This is a genomic window from Microlunatus phosphovorus NM-1 (assembly GCF_000270245.1).
GTDB classification, from domain to species: Bacteria; Actinomycetota; Actinomycetes; order Propionibacteriales; family Propionibacteriaceae; genus Microlunatus; species Microlunatus phosphovorus.
On record NC_015635.1, the window covers coordinates 1,403,320 to 1,424,658 of the forward strand.

General features: G+C 68.2%; 21 protein-coding genes. 9 read left to right on the forward strand and 12 right to left on the reverse strand.

The features are described from left to right. Positions 1 to 27: 27 nt before the first annotated feature. The gene (locus MLP_RS06255; protein WP_013862180.1) at positions 28 to 804 is read right to left on the reverse strand and encodes an inositol monophosphatase family protein; all 777 of its coding nucleotides are present in this window, start codon (positions 802 to 804) and stop codon (positions 28 to 30) included. Beyond that, positions 801 to 1,934: a GNAT family N-acetyltransferase gene (locus MLP_RS06260; RefSeq protein WP_049804474.1), complete on the reverse strand. Its 1,134-nt coding sequence runs from the start codon at positions 1,932 to 1,934 to the stop codon at positions 801 to 803. Before MLP_RS06260 ends, MLP_RS06255 begins: the two co-directional genes overlap by 4 nt. 73 nt (positions 1,935 to 2,007) lie before the next feature. On the opposite strand from MLP_RS06260, the gene MLP_RS06265 reads away from it, so the two are divergent. The 4 genes from MLP_RS06265 to MLP_RS06280 all read left to right on the forward strand — a co-directional run bounded on the left by MLP_RS06265 (position 2,008) and on the right by MLP_RS06280 (position 6,078). Further along, on the forward strand, positions 2,008 to 3,381 hold the full coding sequence (locus MLP_RS06265; RefSeq protein WP_013862182.1) for a hemolysin family protein: 1,374 nt from the start codon (positions 2,008 to 2,010) through the stop codon (positions 3,379 to 3,381). Continuing rightward, positions 3,378 to 4,322 carry a DMT family transporter gene (locus MLP_RS06270; RefSeq protein WP_013862183.1) on the forward strand — a complete coding sequence of 315 codons (945 nt, stop codon included), beginning with the start codon at positions 3,378 to 3,380 and terminating at the stop codon, positions 4,320 to 4,322. Before MLP_RS06265 ends, MLP_RS06270 begins: the two co-directional genes overlap by 4 nt. 32 nt (positions 4,323 to 4,354) lie before the next feature. Continuing rightward, a complete protein-coding gene (gene trpS, locus MLP_RS06275) occupies positions 4,355 to 5,371 on the forward strand; it encodes a tryptophan--tRNA ligase (protein ID WP_156821055.1) in 1,017 nt (338 codons plus the stop codon). A gap of 125 nt (positions 5,372 to 5,496) precedes the next feature. After that, the gene (locus MLP_RS06280) at positions 5,497 to 6,078 is read left to right on the forward strand and encodes a cysteine hydrolase family protein (RefSeq protein WP_013862185.1); all 582 of its coding nucleotides are present in this window, start codon (positions 5,497 to 5,499) and stop codon (positions 6,076 to 6,078) included. Positions 6,079 to 6,110: 32 nt separating this feature from the next. On the opposite strand, the gene MLP_RS06285 is transcribed toward MLP_RS06280, so the two are convergent. Continuing rightward, a complete protein-coding gene (locus MLP_RS06285) occupies positions 6,111 to 6,506 on the reverse strand; it encodes a VOC family protein (protein ID WP_013862186.1) in 396 nt (131 codons plus the stop codon). A 219-nt stretch (positions 6,507 to 6,725) separates the two neighbouring features. Between MLP_RS06285 and MLP_RS06290 the strand changes: the two genes are divergently transcribed. Next, positions 6,726 to 10,052: a DEAD/DEAH box helicase gene (locus MLP_RS06290; protein WP_013862187.1), complete on the forward strand. Its 3,327-nt coding sequence runs from the start codon at positions 6,726 to 6,728 to the stop codon at positions 10,050 to 10,052. Between the two features lie 7 nt (positions 10,053 to 10,059). Here the strand turns inward: MLP_RS06290 and MLP_RS06295 are convergent, their stop codons facing one another. Together MLP_RS06295 and MLP_RS06300 are read right to left on the reverse strand one after the other, a co-directional pair. Then, the gene (locus MLP_RS06295) at positions 10,060 to 10,572 is read right to left on the reverse strand and encodes a hypothetical protein (RefSeq protein ID WP_013862188.1); all 513 of its coding nucleotides are present in this window, start codon (positions 10,570 to 10,572) and stop codon (positions 10,060 to 10,062) included. Further along, positions 10,569 to 11,159, reverse strand: coding sequence for an RNA polymerase sigma factor (locus MLP_RS06300; RefSeq protein ID WP_013862189.1), 591 nt, complete (start codon positions 11,157 to 11,159; stop codon positions 10,569 to 10,571). The genes MLP_RS06295 and MLP_RS06300 overlap by 4 nt, the downstream gene beginning before the upstream one ends. 168 nt (positions 11,160 to 11,327) lie before the next feature. On the opposite strand from MLP_RS06300, the gene MLP_RS06305 reads away from it, so the two are divergent. Further along, complete coding sequence (locus MLP_RS06305) at positions 11,328 to 12,551, forward strand: phosphotransferase (protein ID WP_013862190.1); 1,224 nt, start codon at positions 11,328 to 11,330, stop codon at positions 12,549 to 12,551. A gap of 81 nt (positions 12,552 to 12,632) precedes the next feature. Further along, on the forward strand, positions 12,633 to 12,944 hold the full coding sequence (locus tag MLP_RS06310; protein WP_013862191.1) for a hypothetical protein: 312 nt from the start codon (positions 12,633 to 12,635) through the stop codon (positions 12,942 to 12,944). 60 nt (positions 12,945 to 13,004) lie between these two features. Here the strand turns inward: MLP_RS06310 and MLP_RS06315 are convergent, their stop codons facing one another. Both MLP_RS06315 and MLP_RS06320 read right to left on the reverse strand, forming a co-directional pair. Continuing rightward, positions 13,005 to 13,664, reverse strand: a complete 660-nt coding sequence (locus MLP_RS06315; RefSeq protein WP_013862192.1) for a response regulator transcription factor — start codon at positions 13,662 to 13,664, stop codon at positions 13,005 to 13,007. Further along, positions 13,664 to 15,217 carry a sensor histidine kinase gene (locus tag MLP_RS06320; RefSeq protein ID WP_013862193.1) on the reverse strand — a complete coding sequence of 518 codons (1,554 nt, stop codon included), beginning with the start codon at positions 15,215 to 15,217 and terminating at the stop codon, positions 13,664 to 13,666. The genes MLP_RS06315 and MLP_RS06320 overlap by 1 nt, the downstream gene beginning before the upstream one ends. Before the next feature lie 393 nt (positions 15,218 to 15,610). On the opposite strand from MLP_RS06320, the gene MLP_RS06325 reads away from it, so the two are divergent. Beyond that, positions 15,611 to 16,177, forward strand: coding sequence for a GNAT family N-acetyltransferase (locus MLP_RS06325; protein WP_013862194.1), 567 nt, complete (start codon positions 15,611 to 15,613; stop codon positions 16,175 to 16,177). Between the two features lie 3 nt (positions 16,178 to 16,180). Continuing rightward, the gene (locus MLP_RS06330) at positions 16,181 to 16,624 is read left to right on the forward strand and encodes a protein-tyrosine phosphatase family protein (protein WP_013862195.1); all 444 of its coding nucleotides are present in this window, start codon (positions 16,181 to 16,183) and stop codon (positions 16,622 to 16,624) included. A gap of 77 nt (positions 16,625 to 16,701) precedes the next feature. Here MLP_RS06330 and MLP_RS06335 read toward each other — a convergent pair whose 3' ends face one another. The 5 genes from MLP_RS06335 to MLP_RS06355 all read right to left on the reverse strand — a co-directional run bounded on the left by MLP_RS06335 (position 16,702) and on the right by MLP_RS06355 (position 21,242). After that, positions 16,702 to 17,460 (reverse strand): SDR family oxidoreductase, encoded by a 759-nt coding sequence (locus tag MLP_RS06335; protein WP_013862196.1) that lies wholly within the window; start codon positions 17,458 to 17,460, stop codon positions 16,702 to 16,704. 164 nt (positions 17,461 to 17,624) lie between these two features. Further along, on the reverse strand, positions 17,625 to 19,013 hold the full coding sequence (locus MLP_RS06340) for an FtsX-like permease family protein (RefSeq protein ID WP_041789781.1): 1,389 nt from the start codon (positions 19,011 to 19,013) through the stop codon (positions 17,625 to 17,627). Beyond that, positions 19,013 to 19,693 carry an ABC transporter ATP-binding protein gene (locus tag MLP_RS06345; protein WP_013862198.1) on the reverse strand — a complete coding sequence of 227 codons (681 nt, stop codon included), beginning with the start codon at positions 19,691 to 19,693 and terminating at the stop codon, positions 19,013 to 19,015. Before MLP_RS06345 ends, MLP_RS06340 begins: the two co-directional genes overlap by 1 nt. Further along, positions 19,690 to 20,211: a PadR family transcriptional regulator gene (locus MLP_RS06350; protein WP_013862199.1), complete on the reverse strand. Its 522-nt coding sequence runs from the start codon at positions 20,209 to 20,211 to the stop codon at positions 19,690 to 19,692. The genes MLP_RS06345 and MLP_RS06350 overlap by 4 nt, the downstream gene beginning before the upstream one ends. A 143-nt stretch (positions 20,212 to 20,354) precedes the next feature. Continuing rightward, positions 20,355 to 21,242, reverse strand: coding sequence for a siderophore-interacting protein (locus MLP_RS06355; protein WP_013862200.1), 888 nt, complete (start codon positions 21,240 to 21,242; stop codon positions 20,355 to 20,357). Positions 21,243 to 21,339: the final 97 nt, after the last annotated feature.

A 21,339-nucleotide genomic window follows, 5' to 3' on the forward strand; every position in this document is an offset into this window, starting at 1 on the left:
GACGAGTGTGTCACGGTCGCCGCCAGGTCAGCTTTCTTCGGCGGCTGCGGCGGCCAGATCGCTCGCTAGCTCGACGAGTTCGGGGTGAACGCCGGGCGCCGCGGCGAGGGTCCCGGCGGAGGCGAGGGTGAGCGGGCTGCCGTCGTAGTCGGTGCAGATCGCACCGGCTGCCCGTGCGATGGCGTGACCGGCGACGACGTCGTACGGGTTGTTGTGGGCCAAGAACATGCCCTGGAGCTGTCCGGAGACGAGCCAGGTCCACAGCACCGAGGCCGCCCCGACGCAGCGGAAACGGAAGGCCTGCTTGTGGACGGTCGCGGTCAGGTTGACGTAGGCGTCCAGCCGCGGGCCGCCGCGGTGGAAGGCGTCACCCATCCCGACGATTCCCTCGGCGAGGGACCCGACGTCGGCCACCGAGCCGGAGTCGACCCGCACGCCGAGGAAGGGCAGGTCGATCACGCCCAGCGTGGGTACGCCGTCCTCCAGCAGACCGAGCATCACCCCGCACAACGGAGAGCCAGTGGCGTAGTTGATGGTGCCGTCCAGCGGATCAGCCACCCAGACCCGCCCGGTGTGCAGGTCGGCGCCGCCGCTCTCCTCGCCGTAGAAGCCGATGTCCGGGGTGGAGACGGCCAGCGCCTCGCGAATGGCGGTCTCGCTGGCGATATCGACCTCGGTGAGATAGTCCTTCGTCGCCTTGTCGATCCGCTGATGGGGCCGCGAACGGTTGGCTCTCAGGATGGCGACGGCTTCATCCACCGCGGCATGCGCTGCCGCCAGCTCAACGGCTAGGTCATCGGTCACCGCTGCATCGTATGGGAGTAGCTGACCAGATCGTCCAGCGTGCCGTCCCCGAGTGGTTCACAGGCCTCCTGGACTCCGCACTGCAGATAACCGGCGGCTTCGGCCACCCTGCGCGACGCGGTGTTCTCCGCCGCGCAGCGGATGATCACCGAGTCGGCCAGTCGCTGCTGCTCGACGTGCTCGGTCACCAGCCGGACCGCTTCGGCGACGAAACCGTGGCCACGAGCGTCAGGATGCGCCCAATAGCCGATCTCCAGCCGGCGGGCATAGCCGCCGAACCCTTCCAAACCGAGCGATCCGAGGCACCGATCGGTGTCGTCGGCGATGCACCAGGTCCAGCCCGAGCGCGTGGCCGCCTGCTCGCGCGTGGACTCGACATAGGCGGCGGCGTCCGCCGAACTGTATGAGGTTGACAGCGCAACGAGCCAGCGGCAGGTGGTCGCGTCCGAGCAGGCTTCGACGATCCGGTCCAGGTCACGATCACCGAACGGCCGCAGCCGTACGCGGGTGCCGACCAACTCCGGCGAATGCGGCCAGCTCAGATCCTCTCGAGAGTCATCGGCGGTGATGGTCGCCAGCCAGCCGTCCAGCAGTTCGCCACGATGGTTGAGCAACAGCCGGACAGTGCCGTCGAACCTGAACCCGGCCGCGGTCGCAGTGCGGCGCGAGGCCCAGTTCCCGACCGCCGCCCGCCAGCGGATGACGCGCAGACCCAGCACGTCGAACCCGTAGTCACGAACCAGTCGCAGCGCAGCCGTCATCGCCCGGCGTCCCCGAGCGGCGGGATGCAACCCGAAGCCAACCTCGGCGACCCCAGCCTCCTCGGGTCGCAGGTCGATGCTGCCGGCAAAGGGCACACCGGCCAGCTCGATCGCCCAGCCATACCCGCCGGACTCTTCCCAGCCCTGCCGGACCAAGGCCAGAAAGGCGCGAGCGTCAGCGTCGCTGTAGCCACCCTCCGGCGTGGGAACCGTCGTCCACCGAATCATCTCCGGGTCACGGCACTGTTCGACGATGGCGTCGATGTCGGTCTCGGCAGGGGCACGCAGCGTGACGCCGGCTGCCGGGTCGATCAGCGTCGGTACGCAGTCGGGGAACATGCGGGCTGCTGTCACGGTGGGTTCCGGCACGAGTCCATCCAACCGGACCGGGGCGGAGAGTTCACTAGGATTACGTGGTGACCGCCACCCGATGGACTTGCCGATGACCTCCGAAGTCGTCATCAGCATTGTCGTCGTCTTCGTGCTGATCTGCCTGGGTGGTGTGTTCGCCGCCGCCGAGATGGCGCTGGTGTCGTTGCGTGACAGCCAGGTCAGACAGCTCGCCCACACCAGCCCGCGGGGCCGGACCGTCGCCCGGCTGAACGAGAACCCCAACCGCTTCCTGTCGGCGGTGCAGATCGGCGTCACCCTGGCCGGGTTCCTGTCCGCCGCGGTCGGTGGTCGCACCCTGAGCGATCCGCTCAGCGAGGGTCTGCGAGCGCTGGCGCCGAGCCTGCCGGAATCGGTGGCCGACAACATCGCGCTGGTCGTGGTGACCGCGCTCATCTCCTATGTCTCCATCGTGCTCGGCGAGCTCACGGCCAAGCGGCTGGCACTGCAGCGCTCGGAGGCGTTCGCGCTCGCGCTTGCGCCGTTGGTCGATTTCATCGCCAAGCTGGCCCGGCCGGTGATCTGGCTCCTCGGTGTCTCCACCGATGCCGTCGTCCGGGTGCTGGGCGGCGATCCGAAGGCCGGCCGCGAAGAGGTCACAGACGAGGAGATCCGGGCCATGGTCAGCGGCTCCTCCACCCTCGGCGACGAGGAGCGGCGGATCGTCGACGACGTGTTCGATGCCGGCGCCCGCGGTTTGCGCGAGGTGATGCTGCCGCGGACCGAGGTGGACTTCTTGCCCGGCGATCTGCCGGCATACAAGGCCGTTCGCGAGGTGCTGCAGGCGCCGCACTCCCGCTATCCGGTGATGGGCGACTCCGCCGACGACATCATCGGCTTCGTGCACGTCCGCGACCTGCTGGATCCCGAGGTCAGCGACCGCTCGACACCGGTATCCGAGCTGGTCCGGCCCGTGATCAGTCTGCCCGACACGGTCCGGGTGCTGTACGCGCTCTCGGAGATGCGACGGGCATCCGCGCACCTGGCGATCGTGCTCGACGAGTACGGCGGCACGGCCGGCATCGTCACCATGGAGGACCTGGTCGAGGAACTGGTCGGCGACATCACCGACGAGTACGACGTGGTGGTCGAGCCGCGGCCGCGGCATCTCGGGTCGACCGAGGTCGACGGTCTCAGCACGTTGGACGACTTCGCCGACGAGACCGGTTTCACCCTGGCCGAGGGCCCGTACGACACCGTGGCCGGCTTCTTCATGGCCGCTCGCGGCCAGCTTCCCACGCTCAACGCAACGGTCGAGGTCGAGGCAGTCCGCCCGGGTGAGGACGGCGACGAGATCGTCCGGCTGGAGCTCAAGGTGATCGAGCTGGACGGTCGTCGAGCATCGCGGCTGGAAGTCAAGCAGCTGCCGAACGAGCCGGTCGCAGAGCCGCACGCCGAATCGGCATCGTCGCGGGGTGATTCGTGACCTCGGGAGGTTCGCGAGGTTTCCTGCTGGTGGCGATGGGTGCAGCCTTGTGGGGGACGAGCGGTATCGCGGGTGCCTTCGCGGCCAGGTACAGCTCTCTGTCCTGGCCGGCCATCTCGTCGGTGCGGCTGCTGCTCGGTGGGCTGCTGATGCTGGTCTTGACGGCGGTCACCGGCGAGCTCCGTCGGGTGGGGCGCACGCCTGAATCGGCGCGCCGCATCCTCGCGACGGGGGTGACGACGGCGATCTATGGCACGGCCTACTTCCAGGCGGTGCCGCTGGTCGGCGTCGCGGTCGCGACCGTGGTCTGTCTCGGTTCGGCACCGGTCGCGGTGGCGGTCTACACGGCCATTCGGGGGCGCCGACTGCCGGGCCGATCGACAGTGTTCGCGTTGCTGGCGGCGCTCGCCGGACTGGTGCTGGTGAGCAACCCGAGCACGCCGGTCGGTGACGGTCGATGGTTCGCCGTCGGACTGGCGTTGGCGCTGCTCTCCGGCCTGGCGTTCGCGGCCACCACCGTCGTCAACCAGCGCACCGTCCCGGGTCTGAGCCCGCGCACATTGATCGCCACCTCCCTCACCCTGGCCGGTCTGCTGTCGGCGCCGCTGGGCCTGCTGGGCGGAGCCGACTTCGCCACGCTGACCGCGCCGGCCTGGGCGGCGATCGCGTTCCTGGTGATCTTCCAGACCGTCATTGCCTACCTCGCCTACTACGGTGGCTTGCAGGCCGGTCTGCCCGCGACCACGGCGGTGATCGTCTTGCTGATCGAGCCATTGACCGCAACGGTGCTCGCCGTGCTGGTCCTGGACGAGCAGCTCACCCTGCCGGTGTTGCTCGGGATCGTGCTGCTGATGCTCGCGGTCGTACTCGTCCGACCTGTCCGCAAGATCCAACCGGTACGCAAGACAGCGGCACCGACCGCGGGCGAGAAATCCGGCTGAGCGGTCTGCCGCTGCGTGGAAGAATGACCGCCATGTCCTCCGATACCCATCGACCTCGCGCGCTCTCCCTCGCCCAGTCGACCTCCGACTCGCTGCATCTGGGCAACTATCTGGGGGCGCTGCGGCAGTGGGTGCCGATGCAGGACGACTTCGAGGCGTTCTACGGCGTCGCCGACCTGCATGCCTTGACCGTGGACCAGGATCCGGCGCAGCGGCGGGAGCAGGCGCTGCTGGTCGCCGCTCAGATGCTGGCGGCCGGCATCGACCCGCAGCGGTCGGTGGTGTTCCTCCAGTCGCAGGTGCCCGAGCACACCCAGCTGGCCTGGGTGTTGACCTGCTTGACCGGGTTCGGTCAGGCCAGCCGGATGACCCAGTTCAAGGACAAGGCGGCCAAGGCAGGCGCCGATGCTGCCAACGTCGGGCTGTTCACGTACCCGATCCTGATGGCCGCCGACATCCTGCTCTATCAGGCCGACAAGGTGCCGGTGGGTGAGGACCAGCGGCAGCACTTGGAGCTGACCCGGGACCTGGCGGTCCGGTTCAACGCGCGCTACGGCGAGACCTTCGTCGTCCCGGAGCCGTACATCATTCGCGCGGTCGGCAAGATCCAGGACCTCGCCGACCCGACCGCGAAGATGAGCAAGTCGAGCGTGTCGCCGGCCGGGCTGATCAACCTGCTGGACGAGCCGAAGGCCAACATCAAGAAGATCAAGTCCGCGGTCACCGACTCGGAGCGCACGATCGTCTTCGACGAGGTCAACAAGCCGGGGGTGAGCAACTTGTTGACCATCCTCAGCGCACTGTCGGACAGTTCGGTGGACGACGTGGTCGCCGACTTCGAGGGCAAGGGATATGGCGATTTGAAGGGTGCGGTGGCTGACGCCGTGACCGCGTTCGCTGCGCCGTTCCGGGAGCGCACCCTGCAGTTGATGGGGGAGCGCAGCGAGCTGATGGGGATCCTGGCCGATGGTGCCGAGCGGGCCCGGGATGTCGCCTCGAAGACCGTTGCAGACGTCTATGCCAAGGTCGGGTTGTTGCCGGCGCGCTGATCACGCCCCGTCGCCGAGCGCTCGAGTTCCCAGACCCCGGCGACGGACTTTTTCTCTGTGTTGATAATATTCCTCGCCATTGCATGATGCGCCCACATCGGGCCGATTCGACGGCAGGAGAACGTATGAGCGACGCCTCGACGAGGTTTCGGAAGCTCGAGCCCTGGCTGGTCGTGATCGACCCGCAGAACATCTTCGCCGCGCCTGACTCGGACTGGGCGTCACCGTTCTTCGCCGACGCGATCGTCAACATCCGGCGCCTCGCCGCCGACTTCGGCGACCGGGTGCTGGTCACCCGCTGGCTGCCGACCGCCGATCGTGACACCTCGTGGGGCGACTACTTCCTCGCCTGGCCGTTTGCCGACGAGCCGCCCACCGATCCGCTGTTCGATCTGGTGCCGGAGGCCTGTGACCTCTCCCCGCATCCGACGCTCGACCGGCCGACGTTCGGGAAATGGGGTCCGGAGATGGAAGCGGTCGTCGGCCACGCTCCGCGCGTCGTGCTGACCGGAGTGTCGACGGACTGCTGCGTGATCTCCACGGCATTGGCCGCTGCGGACGCCGGGGCGTACGCGATCATCGCAGCAGATGCCTGCGCCGGCTCGACGGCGGAGAACCATGCCGCGGCGCTGCAGGTGATGGGTCTCTACCCGCCGCAACTGACGGTCTCCGACACCGCATCCATCCTGGCCGCGCACGGCGGCTGACGCAGGCGTCGCCTCGGATCCGCGGGCTCGACTCAGAGGAACAGGCAGAATGGGTGCCCGCTCGGGTCGAACAGCACCCGTACGTCGTCTTGCGGCTGTGACTCCGCGAGCACTGCGCCGCAGGCGATGGCCCAGTCGGTCGCCTCGGCGAGGTCGTCGACCCAGATGTCCAGGTGCTGAGTTGCGTTCTGCTCGCCTGAGACAGCCGGCCAGACCGGTCGCCGGAACTGGCGTTCGCCCTCGAAATTGAGAGTGGGGAATCCCACTCCGTCGGGTGGTCTGAGCTGCGCCCAGCCCGGGTCATCGCCGGTCGCCGGATCGTCGGCGGTCATCCGGTAGCCCAGCAGTTCGCGATAGAAGCTCGCCAAGCTGTGCGGATCGTCGGCGCCGATGGTGACGGAGGTCACCTGGAGTCGTGGTCGGTCCATGTTGATCCTCCGATCCTGGGCCGGCTGCGGCCCGGCCAATCCACGCCATTTCCTCGTCACCACCGTACGTTCAGTGAGCGAGTCGGACGTCGCGTCGCTGCCGCCTCATGCACCTCAAATTGCACACTGACCACACGCGCAACTTCTCGACCGAGAAGGCGGACGCCACGCTGTCGATGGCCGCGAGAGTGTCAGTGGCGGCGCCTACCGTGTTGTCCCATGAGCGCCGTGACCACTCTCAGCCCGCCGGTGCAGGCCTGGCTTCGCAGCCTGGACGACGGTGTGCTGCGCGACGAGTTCGACCCGGGGACGTTTCAGCGCGCCGTGGGGTACGCGCAGGGCAACCGCGTGGTGCTCACCGGGACAGCCGGCAATCCCTCGGTCCTGGAGGCCCGGGTGATCGGCAGCCGGTCTCGGCTCTACACCTCGACCGTCGAGCCGCACTTCGACCGCAGCTCAGGCTTCCTGGACTACTGGTCCACCGAGTGCAGCTGCCCGATGGGCGGCGACTGCAAGCACGTGGTGGCCCTGATCATGGTCGCCCGCCGTCAGCTGGATGGCGGGGCGGTGCCTGCTCTGTCGCCGACTGCCGGCCGGCGATCCGGAGACACCGAGTGGGAGCGACTGCTGCAGCCGTTGGCCACCGTGTTGCCCGCGGCCGAGCCGCGACCGCTCGCCCTGCAGCTGGAGCTCGACCACCGGGAGACCCGCTGGTCGGCTCCGACGACCAGGGTGCTGCTGCGGCCGATGACTCATGGCAAGCGGAACAACTGGATCAAGACCGGGGTCTCCTGGGAGCAGTTGCTGGGCAATCGGCAGACGGTGCCCGTGGTGGAGGAACAGCGTCGGCTGCTGCGCCGGATCCGGGTGATCGCCGACGCCAACGGCCCGGGCTACCGCTATGGCGCGGCGGGCGAGTTGGACATCGCCGAGGTCGGACCAGAACTCTGGGCGTTGCTGATCGAGGCTCATCAGGTCGGGGTGGAGTTCCTGCTCGGACCAGGATTGGCCTCGGTGGATGTACGCACCAAGCCGGCAGAGCTCGAACTCCGCGCCATCGACACCGCGACAGGAGTTCGACTGGTGCCCGAACTGCGCCTCGACGGCGAGGTGCAGGACCCGGCGCGGGTGCAGCTGCTCGGCTTGCCGGCTTTCGGCTGCCTCGTGCTCGACCGGTCGGCCCTCGGCTGGGACGTGCGGCTGGCTCGCTTCGAGGAGGTGCTGGACTCGGCGGTCGCGAATCTGTTCCGCGCCGGCGGGATCGAGGTGCCCCTCGATCAGGTGCCGCGGTTGACGACGGACTTCCTGCCCGGCGTGCGGCAGCGGCTGTCGATCAGCGGTGACCTGGACGCGCTCCGGGAGCCGACAGTGACCGGTCCGCAGCTCGCGATCACCGTCGGCACCGGGCCCGGGCACCGTCTGGCGCTCACCCACAGCTTCCGCTACCAAGTCAACGACCGCCCGCTGGACGTGCGCAGTGACACGGTGACGCCGACCTACCCTGGCCTGCCTCGGCGCGCGGTCGCCGAGGAACAGGAACTGCTGCGCGATTTGGACTACCTCGCCACCGTGCCCGGTCTGATCTCCTCCGGGGCTGATCGCAGTCTCAGACTGGCGACCAGTGCGCTGCTCGCCGGCGCGGACACCGCCCGGTATGTCGAACTGGTGCTTCCTCGACTGCTCGAGGACGATCGGGTCCTCCTCACGCTGCCCGTCGATCTGCCGACGTACACCCACGTCACCGAGGCGCCGCTGATCACGGTGTCGGCGACCGATCCGGAGGAGGAGGGCAGCGGCACCGACTGGTTCGACCTCGGGGTGACGGTCACGGTGGCCGGAGAGGACGTGCCGTTCCAGCCACTGTTCACCGCGCTGGCGGCAGGGGACGATCACCTGTTCCTCGACTCCGGGACCTGGTTCAGCCTGGACCGACCGGAGCTGGCCCAGCTGCGGGCCCTGATCGAGGAGGCGCGCGAGCTCAGCGATCCCGACAGTCCCGGACTGCGACTCAACCGGCTGCATGCCGGTCTCTGGGAGGAACTCGTCCAGCTCGGTGTCGTCGGGGAGCAGTCTGCGCGTTGGCAGCGCAGTGTGGGATCGCTGATCGGGCTGACCGAGATCCCCGAGCCGGCCCCGCCGGACCGGTTGAAGGCGGAGCTGCGGCCCTACCAGCAGCGCGGCTACGCCTGGCTCAGTCTGCTGTGGGATCACGACCTCGGCGGCATCCTGGCCGATGACATGGGACTCGGCAAGACGGTCCAGACGCTGGCGCTCGCGCAGCGGGCCAAGGAGAGCGGACAGCTGCAGCAGCCGCTGCTGGTGGTCTGCCCGACCTCGGTGATCGGCACCTGGGCGGAGCAGGCGGAGACGTTCTGCCCGGATCTTCGGGTCGCGACGGTCACCACCACCGCGCGGCGGCGCGAGACCGAGATCGCCGAGCTGGCCAAGGACTGCGACATCCTCGTCACCTCCTACACCCTGCTCCGGCTGGAGGCCGAGGACTATCACCAGCTCAGCTGGGCCGGGATGATCCTGGACGAGGCCCAGGCGGTGAAGAACTACCGCGGCAAGACCTACCAGGCCGTACGCCGGGTGCCCGCATCATTCCGGCTGGCCATCACCGGCACCCCGCTGGAGAACTCGTTGATGGATCTGTGGGCGTTGCTGTCACTGACCGCGCCCGGTCTCTACCCGAATCCGGACACCTTCGCCGACGACTACCGACGGCCGATCGAGCAGGGCGGCGACGCCGAGCGGCTGGCCCGACTGCGGCGCCGGATCCGGCCGCTGATGCTGCGCCGCCGCAAGGAGGAGGTGGCACCCGAGCTGCCGCCCAAAGTCGAGCAGGTGCTGGCGGTGGAGCTGTCCGCGGCGCACCGACGGGTCTACGGCCGGCAGCTGCAGCGCGAGCGGCAGCGGGTGCTCGGGATGTTGGACGATGTGCAGCGCAACCGGATCGCGATCTTCCGCGCACTGACCAAGCTGCGCCAGCTCGCCCTCGCGCCGGAGCTGGTCGATGCCGAGCATGCCTCGGTCGGCTCGTCGAAGCTCGATGCGGTGATGGAGCACATCGGTGAAGTGGTGGCCGAGGGCCACCGGGCGCTGGTCTTCAGCCAGTTCACCGGGTTCTTGAGCCTGCTCCGGCGCCGACTCGACGCGGCCGGCATCGCGTACGAATATCTCGACGGCCGGACGCGCAAGCGGGCCGAGCGGATCGCCGCCTTCCGGACCGGGGACGCTCCGCTGTTCTTGATCAGTCTGAAGGCCGGCGGATTCGGGCTGACCCTGACCGAGGCCGACTACGTCTTCGTCCTCGACCCCTGGTGGAACCCTGCCGCGGAGGAGCAGGCGATCGACCGGACGCATCGGATCGGTCAGCAGCAGACCGTGATGGTCTATCGGCTGGTGGCCACCGACACCATCGAGGAGAAGGTCGTGGCCCTCCAGGAGCGGAAGCGTCGGCTGTTCGGCGACGTCATCGAAGGAGAAGGCGGCGGTTCGGCGCCGCTCACCGCCGACGACATCCGTGAATTGTTGAGGGGATGAGTGGGGGTCACAGCTCGATAGTGGGACTGATGACGATGTGCGGGTCGCCGGCATCATCCTGTGCGTGGATGGCGAACTTCGCCAGCTCGGCGGGCAGGCCGTCCAGCACGAAGCGGCCGTCGGCGTCGGTGTGGGTGCTGCGCGTCGCGCCGCTCAGCAGCACTTCCACCAACAGCCCGTCTCCTGGCGCGATCCAGCCGTCCACCCGTACAGTGCCGTCCGGCTCCTGGGTGATCGTGACCATCGCGGTCAGCGACTCGGCGCTGAACGTGACGGTCCGGACCGCCTCGGTGGATGCCGATCGAGCGCCACTGGCCGCCAGGTCCAGCTGAGTCAAGGTAGCGACCTCGGCGTGCAGGGCATCCAAGGTGAGTTCGAACTGGATCCGCTCGATCAAGCCCCCGGGGACCGGGTCGGCGGCCGCCCACAGGGCAGCCAAGTCCTCGAGCAGGGCGATGTCGTGGTCATCGAGCGGTTCTGCCGCCAGGCGGAGCTCGACGGCGTCGTCATTGGTGTTCATCGGCCCTCCCAGGCAGGATCGGCGGCCAGGGCAAGCCGGAGCTTGGCCAGACAGCGGCCGCGGGTCGGCCCGATGCTGCCTTGCGGCATCCCCAGTGTCCGGGCGATCTCGGCATAGTCCGGGCGATCCGCGAAGGCGATCACCCGGAGCAGTGCCTGGCAGCGCTGCGGCAGCTTCTGGACCTGGGCCCACAACCGCGCCCGGGTGTCCCCGGCGATGATGTCGTCCTCGACCGAGTCCGGGCTCGCCTGCTGGTCCTGTCCGACGGCGCTGTCGAAGTCCTCCACCTTGACCCGTCTGGCGACCTTGGCCGCGCGCCAGGCCTCGCGCCGGGTCGTGACGACCATCCATTGCAGGACTGCCTGCGGCTCCGTGATGGTGTCGGCCTTGCGAACCAGGGTCAGCCAGACGGTCTGGAGCACGTCCTCGGCGGTGGCGACGTCGAGCCGCACGCTGCGCACGGTGTGCCACAGGATCGGAGTCAAGATCGCGACCAGGTCGGCCATCTTCGCCTCATCGCCATCGCGGTAGGCACTGAAGAGCCGGCCGGCCCGGCTGGCCAGGCCATCCTCGGTCTTCTCGCGCACGGGAGCTCCGTTCCTCGGGCTTGCCGATCGTTTCTATGCTCCTCATTGAGGAACGGGTCACGCTGCTGATACACCCGCGGCATGCGAGGATCGTCGTCCGCGGCCACTTGCCCTGGCAGGTGCGCCCACCCGAATGTCACCCGAACCTGGATCCAGAGGAGCCAGCCTGTGAACGCCGATCCGGACGGATCCCAGCTGCTGACCTCACCCGAGGTCGAGGATCTGCTGCGCGCTGCCGTCGACCACGGTGGCGGCAGCCTGGTGTCGTGGCAGCTCGACCATGTCGACGCGCACCCGCAGCGATCGACGACGGCGACCTACACGGCCGTCGTCAACTGGCCGTTCGGCCGGCGCAGCGAGCTGCTGGGCGCCAGCGTGCGAGTCGGCGGCCGGACCGAGACCGACGAGCGTGCGGTGATCTTCGCCAACGGGGTACGCGAGGTCGCGGTCTGGCTCTATCCGCGCGACCCGGATCTGCCCGGCCTGATCCGCGCGGCCTATCCCGAGCAGGTGGCGGCCCTGCTGCATGCGTACGAGATCACGCCCGAGCTGCTGGACGGCAGCCAGATCGAGCTGGAGATGGTCGGCTACCGCCCGCGCCGACGTGCCGTGCTGCGCGCGACGGTCCCGATCGCCGGGGTGCGCACGGTGTTCTACCTCAAGGTCTTGCGGCAGAAGCTGTTCGAGCCGACGCTGCGCCGCCATCAGCTGCTGCTGGGTGCCGGGCTGCCCGCTCCCCAGGTTGCGGCGGCGACCGAGGACTTTCTGCTGGTGCTGCCCGAACTGCCGGGCCGGCCGCTCGCCCATGCCATCTTCGACCCGGTGGCCCCGTGCTCGGCCGAGCAGCTGGTAGGGCTGCTGGATGCCATGCCCCGCGAGGTCGCCACGCTGTCTCGGCGCAGTCCGTGGACCGACGCGATCGACCAGTACGCCGCCATGGTGGCGGCGGCGCTGCCCCCGATGGAGCCGCGGCTCCGGTGGCTGGTCGATCAGGTCCGTGGCGGGTTGGCTGGCATCGAGCCCGGGAACGAGGCCACCCATGGCGACTTCCACGAGGGTCAGCTGTTCGTCGCCGACGGACGGGTGACCGGTCTGCTCGACATCGACACCGTCGGGCCCGGCCGGCGTGCCGACGACTTGGCCTGCCTGGTCGCGCATCTCTCGACCGTGCAGCGGATGAGCAGTGTGCAGGCGGCACGGGTGAGCCAGCTGCTGCGTACCTGGATCCCGGTGTTCGACGCCCGGGTCGACCCGGTCGAGTTGAGGCTGCGGGCGGCCGGTGTCGTGGTGTCGCTGGCGACTGGTCCGTACCGGGGTCAGGAGCCGCATTGGGAGGCCGAGACCGACCAGATCGTCTCCGCGGCCGAGCGGCTGGTGCGCAGCGCCGGCTGATCCGTCCGCGCCGAGGCAAGATGAGAGACTTCTCATCTTGATCTCTCGTCGGTCTCATCGAGCGGAGGTTGGCTGAGTCGCATGCGGACGCGTACCAAGTGGTTCATCGCCGGGGGAGCGGCGGCGTTCGTGCTCACCCCGGTGGCGGCGGTGTCCGGGTCGACCACCTTGGACGACGACCTGCCACAGCGTGGGCTGGTGGTCGAAGCTCGGGCCGCGAGCACTGCCCAGCCCAGCGCGCAGCCTGCCGCTGAGAAGAACGCCAAGAAGGACGAATCCAAGAAGGCGAAGAAGGAGCCGACGGGCAAGAAGACGGTGTCAGCCGCCAGCCCGGTCAGCCCGCACACCTCCCCCTCGCCGAAGACGCCGGCCTCGCCCAATTCCCCGGACTGATCCGGTGGACTGGGCTGATCGGATGGACTGGGCTGATCGGATGGACTGGGCTGATCCCGCTCAGACCGACAGCCGGTAGCCGGCGCCGCGGACCGTGACGATCCGGTCGCTGCCGATCTTGTTGCGCAGATAGCGCACGTAGACGTCGACCACGTTCGAGCCGGGGTCGAAGTCGTAGCCCCAGACCCGGGACAGCAGCTGTTCGCGGCTGAGCACTTGGTTGGGATGGCGCAGGAAGGTCTCCAGCAGCGTGAACTCCCGGGCGGAGAGCTCGACCGGCTTGCCGCTGACCGAGACGATTCGGGTACGCAGGTCCAAGCTGAGATCGCCCTGCGTGACGACCACCGCCTGCGCCTGCGGCTGGTCCCGCAGCCGGATCCGTACCCTCGCCAGCAGCTCTTCGAAACGGAACGGCTTGGCCATGTAGTCGTCCGCGCCGCCCTCCAGCCCAGCGACGGTATCGGTGACGGAGTCTCGTGCGGTCAAGATGATGACCGGCAGGGTCGATCCCTGTCCGCGCAACGCCTCCAGCACCGCGAAGCCGTCCAGCTGGGGGAGACCGATGTCCAGCACCATCAGATCGAACTCGCCGCTGCAGGCATAGTCCAGAGCCTCCGGTCCGGTTCGCGCAATGGTGGTGGACAGACCGGCCGCCCGGAGCCCTTTCTGGACGAAGGCGGCGATCCGCGGTTCGTCCTCGGCGATCAAGATGGCAGCCATCAGGCGGTCTCCTTCGGTAGGCCCAAGGTCGGCGAGCCCGGTGTGGGTGAGCCCAGGGTTGCTGAGCCCAGAGTCGGTAGGCACAGGGTGAACGTCGAGCCCGCCCCGACCTGAGAGGCCAGGGTCACCCGACCGTGATGGGCGACCGCGATCGCCTCGACGATGGCCAGTCCGAGACCTGCGCCGTCGTCGGAGCGGTTCGGCTCGGTGCCGGATGGATTGGGGCCACGTCCGAACCGCTCGAAGATCCGCCGCTGATCCTCCGGTGCGATGCCGACGCCTTCATCGCGCACCCACAGCCGTACTTCGGGCCCGTACACCCGACCGCCGACGGCGATCACCGCGCCAGTATCGGTGAACCGCAGGGCGTTGGCCACCAATTGGATCAGCGCCTGAGTGATCCGTTGCGGATCGAGATGGACGACCTCGTCGGCGCTGGCCTCGACCAGCCAGTGCCGGTCGCCCAGGGTGGCCACCTTGTCCACGACCCCAGCCAGCAGGTCGGCGACCACGACGGGCTCGGGCCGGACGAAATCCGGCCGTCGGGCCTTGGCCAGCATCAAGATCTCGTCGACCAGCCGCTGCATCCGGTCGAGTTCCTCGATGGCCAGATCACGTGTCTCGACCACGTCGCTCGGGTCGGTCGGGTCGACCAGTTCGAGATGTCCGCGCACGATGGTGATCGGGGTCTTGAGCTCGTGGCCGGCGTCATCGAGCATCTGACGCTGGTTGTCGAAGGAGGCCGACAGCCGGTCGAGCATCGCGTTCATCGTGCGGCCGAGATCGGCGACCTCGTCCCGACTGGCCAGCTGGTCCTCGGGGATGCGATCGGAGAGATCGGTCTCGGTGATGCGCTGCGCGGTCTGGCGCAGGGAACGCAGTGGCGACAACAGACGTCCGGCGACCTGGTGACCGACGATGCCGATCGCGAGCAACGCCACGAGGCAGACGGCGGCGTACGTCAGGTGGGTCCGGACGACGGGTTCGAAGGCGAGCCGGACATCGACGGCAGCAACATAGTGCCCGAGGTCGGGGGAGCCTTTGACCTGGACGGGAACCGAGATGAAGGCGATGTCCGGGTGGCCGGCGGTCGAGATGCGTTGCAGCCGGATTGGCTCATCGGGCTTGACGGCGGCCGCGGCGGCGACCAGCTCGAGATCGTCCTCCAGCGACTTCTGGCTCGGCTCGTCCGAACTCGGAACCCACTCGATCTGACCATTGACCAAGCCGAAGATCGCCTCATTGGGATCGGGCACCGAGCTCTTGATGGCGGCCCAGAGCAGGTCGCCAGGGCCTTTGATCGTCCGGCCGGTCTCACCGCGTCCGGCCAGTACGGCGACGGTATTGATCTCTTCGTTCTCCTGCAACAGCGAACTGCGGATGCTGTCGAGCGTCTGATCGCGGGCGATCAGGTAGGAAGCGCCGCCGGCCCCGATCATGCCCAGCGCCGTGGTCACCAGGACTGCGGTGAGGATCCGGGCGCGTACCGACAGCGGTCGCCGAGACCTGCGCCGCCAGGGCACGCGTCGCCGGGGCTTGCGGTCGGCGGGCACCCAGCAATCCTGCCAAAGTCGGCTGTGGGTCGCGATGAATCGCCGGTGAGAATGCTCTCATCCACCTCGTCTCCTGCGTGATCGCGGGACAAACGCGGGTCTCAACTGCTCGATAGCCCGCGACACGCCGCGGCTGACCAGTTGAGCCGCGGTTTTGTCCCGTCACCGATTCTCGTCGAGGAGCAACCGCTTCCGAGTCATCAGCAGCAGGATCGTCGCCACATCCGCGGGGTCCTTGGCTGGGCCACGTGCCCGGCTGGCGGATCGCCCATCGAGAAGTAGCTTGTGGTTCTGAAAACGGCGATGAAACCACGTGCTACTTCTCGCGGCCGCTTGCGGGTCTACGGTCGACCGTGGCGATTGCTGACGAGAGCTTGTTGGGAGGATCGGGTCATGCCCTTGCTGGTCGACCCAGTCATCGCACCGGAACAGTTCTCCAACACCACGCAGCCGACGTTGCGTACCGACGTGATCGTGTTGCGACCATGGACCGAGCGCGATGCCGCTGCGATTGTCGCCGCCTACCAGGAGCCGGCGATCCAGCGCTGGCATGTGCGCGCGATGACGTCCGCCGAGGCTTTGCACTGGATCCTCGACGCACACACGTCGTGGTCGGAAGGTACGGCTGCGAGCTGGGCGGTCGAGGTCGACGGAGCGATGGCCGGCCGGATGACGCTCAAGCTCCAACCCGCCTTCGGCGGCGCAGTCGCGTCGTACTGGACCTGTCGCTGGGCTAGTGGACGGGGGATTGCTCCGCGGGGGTTGATCGCCGCGACGAGCTGGGCCTTCGAGGCAGGGTTTCATCGGATCGAGTTGGAGCATTCGACCGCGAACCCGGCATCGTGCCGAGTCGCCGCCAAGGCCGGATTCGAGGCAGAGGGCACGAGGCGCAGCGCCATGTTGCACGCCGACGGCTGGCACGACATGCACGTCCACGCGCGAATCGCCGGGGGTCGTTGACGCATGGGTCTCTGGCACGACGAGACCGAAGGCCTGGTGATCTTGCCCGATGGCCGTCGGGTACGTGGTCGCGGGTTGCGGAACGGGCCGCCGGCAACCGACGAGCTACCTGATTTCGGTCTCTATCTGATCGGGAAACCGTACGCGGACGCCAGGTGGATCAGTCGCTGGGTTCGTTGGCCCGACTTCCGGCTCCCGCATGACAGATCGGACGCGATAGACGCAATCCTCGAAGCGCACGATCGAGCCGCTACCCACCGAGTCGAGCTCGCCTGCGATGGTGGCATCGGGCGCACCGGAACGGCGATCGCCCTGTTGGCTCGCCTGTCCGGAGTCCCCGCCGTCGACGCCGTGGCCTGGACTCGGAGCCACTATCGCGCCGGTGCCGTCGAGACCCCCTGGCAGCGAAGATTCGTGGCCACCGTGCAACTCCCTCGGGGAGCTTGACTGCATCGAAAAGGAGTTTCGACACCTGATCTGGCGGGGATCGGGTGCCAAACATCCTTCTCGCGGCCGGCCGAGCGTTATACCGGGATCCGGCCGGCGGGGAATCCACCGTTGCAATAGAGCAGCTGCCCGTTGGTCCAAGCACCCTCGTCGGAGAGGAGGAATCGGACCAGGTTAGCGATGTCCTCGGGTGTGCCGATCCGCCCGGTCGGTTGCTGGGCAAGGCATGCGGCGCGGATCTCGTCCGTCATCCAGCCCGTGTCGATCGGCCCCGGATTGATGACATTGGCGCGCAGGCCTCGACCGGCCAACTCGTGAGCGGACGCGAGGACCAGTCGATCCAGCCCGCCCTTGGTCACGCCGTACGGCAGGTTTCCGACAGTGTGGTCGCTGGTCAGCGCGATCATCGATCCGCCACTGGCCGGCAGTTGCCGGGCAAACGCGGCGATCAGCAGCCAGGTGGCCCTGATGTTGACCGCGTAGTGTCGATCGAAGCTCTCCACCGTGGTGTCGAGGACGCCGGAATCGACAGACTCGGTGTGCGACATCACCAACGCGTCCAGCGGACCGAGTGCTTCGACGGCTCGAGCAACCACCTGGGCGGGCACCTCCGGATCCTCGAGATCACCGGGCGCCAAAACCACCCGTACGCCCGCACGCCCAAGCTCGTCGGCCAGCCGCTTCGGATCGTCGGCGTCACCATCCAGACCCAGCCGCTCGTCGTACGGCTGCCAGTAGGACAGCGCCAGATCCCACCCATCCCTGGCCAGGCCGGCGGCGATTCCGGCCGCGATCCCGCGCCGGCGACCGACACCGGTGAGTAGAGCATTGGGCATCAAAGACCTCCTGGGCTTGGCCGGCAGGTTGCGACCTACCGAGGAACCACGGACCGTAGCTGGTCGGGTGAGGGAACTACCACCGGTTTAGTGGATCGGCCTCGTGTCCGCGGCCCGCTCCGTCGGAATCGGGTGATGCTGGATTGGCTGACTTCACGCCACTGCTACTCCGTACGTAGGTTGCCCGCGGCGGTGGCCGTTCGGAGCCAGGGGCGGACGAGCTTGGTCGCGATGGTGACAGCGAGCCGGGTGAGGGCAAGGCCGGCGATGACGGCGACGGGCATGGAGAGCAAGCCGGCCGCCAGCAGGCTCCGGCCCTCTCCGTACTCCCATTCAGCCTCGCTGAAATCCGGGAGCAGGGTCATGGCGAGAAGCGGGAGACAACCGAGCAGGACACCGACGAGGACACTCGGCAGGGCGACGATCGATGCCTCGGTGATCAACGACCGCTCGATTTCGGCTTCGGGCGTTCCGGCGGCCGCGAGCGCGGCGATCGGCCGTCGGTGCTCGGTGAGGGTCTCGACGCTGCGCACGGCGATAGCGAAGGCGGTGAAGATCAAAGCTGTGAGAAGCAACACGGCGACGAGCAGGATCGACACGACATAGAACGCCTCGAAGTATCGATAGACCACGAGCTGCGCGATGATCAACGAGGTGCCGCCGACCACGAGTCCGACCAGCGCGATCGGAGCTGCGGCGCGGCCCGCGGTCCGAGGGTCGGCGACGACTCGGCTGCTGCCGAGCAGCGTGCTGGTCGTGGTGGCTCGGCGAGCAACGGCAGTGCCGACTCGGTAGGCGATCCACGGTGCCAGCATCAGCAGGCCGATCGCGCCGATACCGACCAGCACGAGCATGGTGGCCGTGCTGTCGGTGCCAACGGCAACCGCCAGCCACAGCCCGCCGAGTCCGACCGTGATAGGCACCCAGCCCCACGGTCGGGGCGGTCGCCGGGGAGTCCTGCGTACGCGCGAGTAGGCCACGGCCGGGTCGGCGGACCGAGACACCGCCCAGCCCATCAGCCCGATCGTCCCAGTGACCACCAGGACGACCGCCGCGATCAGCCACGGCGCGGGAGTAACGCTGGTGGGGATCAGATGGAGCGAGGGAAACACTGTCTCGTCGGCAAAGGTCGTGCTATCCAGCCGGAGGCCGCCGATCACGGCCCGGAGGACGAAGAAGCCGAGTACGCCGACAACGGCCCCGGCGGCGGCCGGAACGGCGGTCAGGGCGGCGCCCACAGATCGCAGTTGCCGGGGCGTGGCGCCGGCGATCTGGAGCACGGCGAGCCGACGGGCGCGGGTGGACGAGCCGAGCAGCGCGACCTGGTAGGCCAGCCCCAGGACTGGGACGAGCAGCAGCACCAAGGCCAGGACCGCGCCGCCCCGGGTGCTGGGGTCATAGACGATCGCGAACAGGAACTCAGCCGGCTGCTCGGGCAGCATCAGCAGCGAGACCATGATCAGCAGCGCGATGGTGGCCGCGGAGCTGCTGGCGGCGATCAACAGCAGCCGTCGCCAGGACTGGGCCCGGATCAGCTGCCAGGTGAGGGCCATCACCGCTGCCGCCCCTGCGTCACGGCACGGCCGTCGCGGATCACGATCTCCCGATCGGCGTGGGCGGCGACGATGTTGTCGTGGGTGATCACCACCATCGTCGCCTTGGTGTCCCGAGCCACCGCGACCAGGCCCGACATCACCTCCGCGGCACTCACGCTGTCGAGTGCGCCGGTCGGCTCATCGGCGAGGATCACCCGTGGTCCGGCGACCAGGGCGCGGGCGATCGCGACGCGCTGTGCCTGGCCGGCGGAGAGCTCGCCGGGCAGCGCGTGGGCGAAATCGGCAGCACCGAGCCGCGCCAACCACTCCTCAGCCAGCCGCCGAGCCTCAGGTCGGCCGCGGCCGTCCAACAGCAGCGGCACGGTCACGTTGTCGATGGCCGTGAGCTCGGGCAGCAGTTGGCCGAACTGCAGCACGAGCCCGAACTCACGCCGTCGTAGCGTTGCTCGGTCGGTCGCCGTGAGGTTGTTGAGGACGCGGCCGGCGTAGCCGATCGTGCCGGACTCGGGCACCAGAACCCCGGCGAGGCAGAGCATTAGTGTCGATTTCCCGCTGCCGGACGGGCCGGTCACGGCGACGATCTCGCCCGGATCGATCGACATGGTGGCGCCTTGGAGGGCAACCGTACGCGCGAACGTCTTGGTGACGGCATCGGCCGTGAGCAAGGGCACGGTCATGGTGTGCTCCCGGATTCGGTCAACCGCTGGCTGGCTGTCTCCAGCCAGCGCAGGTCGGCGTCAAGGTGATAGATGACGTGATCGAGCGCGATCCGGGCACCGGTCTCGGCCGTCTCGGCCTGGAGTTGAAGCAGGTCGTGCATCAGCGTCAGGTGGGCGGTCCGTTGCCGATCCAGGAAGCCTGCGGCGTCGGCTCCCAGATACAGCGCCGACAGTGTCTTGCGGACCAGCTCATCGGCGGGGTAGGGACCCGGGGACTCGGTCTTGCCCAGCCAGTCCTGCAGAGCCGTCCGGCCCGCACCGGTGATCGCGTACACGGTTCGTTCAGGGCCCGCTTCCTGGGCGACCTTGACGATCTGGACCATGCCATCGCGTTGGAGCCGGGCCAGTGCCGCATAGACCTGGCCGTACGCCAACGGTCGCGAGCCGGCGAACCGCTCGTCATAGAGACGCTTCAGGTCGTAGCCATGGCGAGGCTCGGACGCCATGATCGCCAGTAGGGCGTCCGAGAAGGACATGCGAGCGACTCTACATCAGATGTATACATGGAGTGAGTAGATGGCCATGACCAGCCATTTTTCGAGAATCGTGCCTCACTGAGAGCCCTCCCCGCCTCAGCCACGCGCGCATCGCGCCACTGTGTGGCAGATTATCGAAATTCTCAGAGGCCGGCCTTCTCCAGCGCGTCCTCGTAGACGTCCAGGGCGTCGCCTTCGGAGAGGCCACTGGCCACGGCGTCGGTATAGACCTTCTCGAGGGTCTCGCCGATCGACTCGTAGCGCGCCATCCAGCGCTCCTGGTCCATCCTCCAGTAGCCGATGATCGTGAACCGATCGGTGGTCCAGCCGAGTTCGCGACGTACGTATTTGCGGACTGCGCGCGACTCCGACGCCTCGCCGGCGAACCAGATATAGCCCGGCCCGGCAGGAAACTCGAACCGTTTCAGCACCTCCAGCAGCCGACTCGGCCCATGGCCGTTCCCGGCGACCAGCCACTGCGACGAGACCTCGGCAGCACTGGTGAACCTCTGTCGATCCGCGTCGGTCGCCACCTCGGCCACGGTGATCGCGCGCATGTCGGCGGGCAACTCATCGAGAATGCGGCCCAGCGCGGGCAGGCCGGTCAGATCTGCGAGCAGCAGTTGCCAAGTGGCGTCGGCAGGTGGGGAATACCAGCCCTTGGCCGGGCTCAGATAGACCACATCGCCAACCCGTGCCTGGATCGCCCAGGCGGCGGCCGCGCCTCCGACGTGGCGGACGAAGTCGATCACCATCTCGGGCGCCTCGGGATCGAACCTGCGTACCGTGTAGCTGCGGATTTCGGGCTCGTCGTCGGCCGGATAGTCCAGCGTTCCATCGGCTTGGCGTACCGGATCGGGAGTGTGGCGCTCACCCGGCCGGGGCAGCACCACCACCAGTCGCTCGTCGGGATCACCGCTGCTGACGAACCGTCGCAGATCCTCGCCGCCGAAGACGATCCGGATCATCGTCGGCGTCAGCGCCTCCACCGCGCGTACCTCTGCCCGGTAGTAGTCGTCGTAGTACCCCATAAGGAGAGCCTAGCCTTATCGCTAGCTCGCGAGCTGACCCGACGATGAACGCTGACACATTTACGCACTCGGCGATGGCAGATGAGAAACTGGCGCG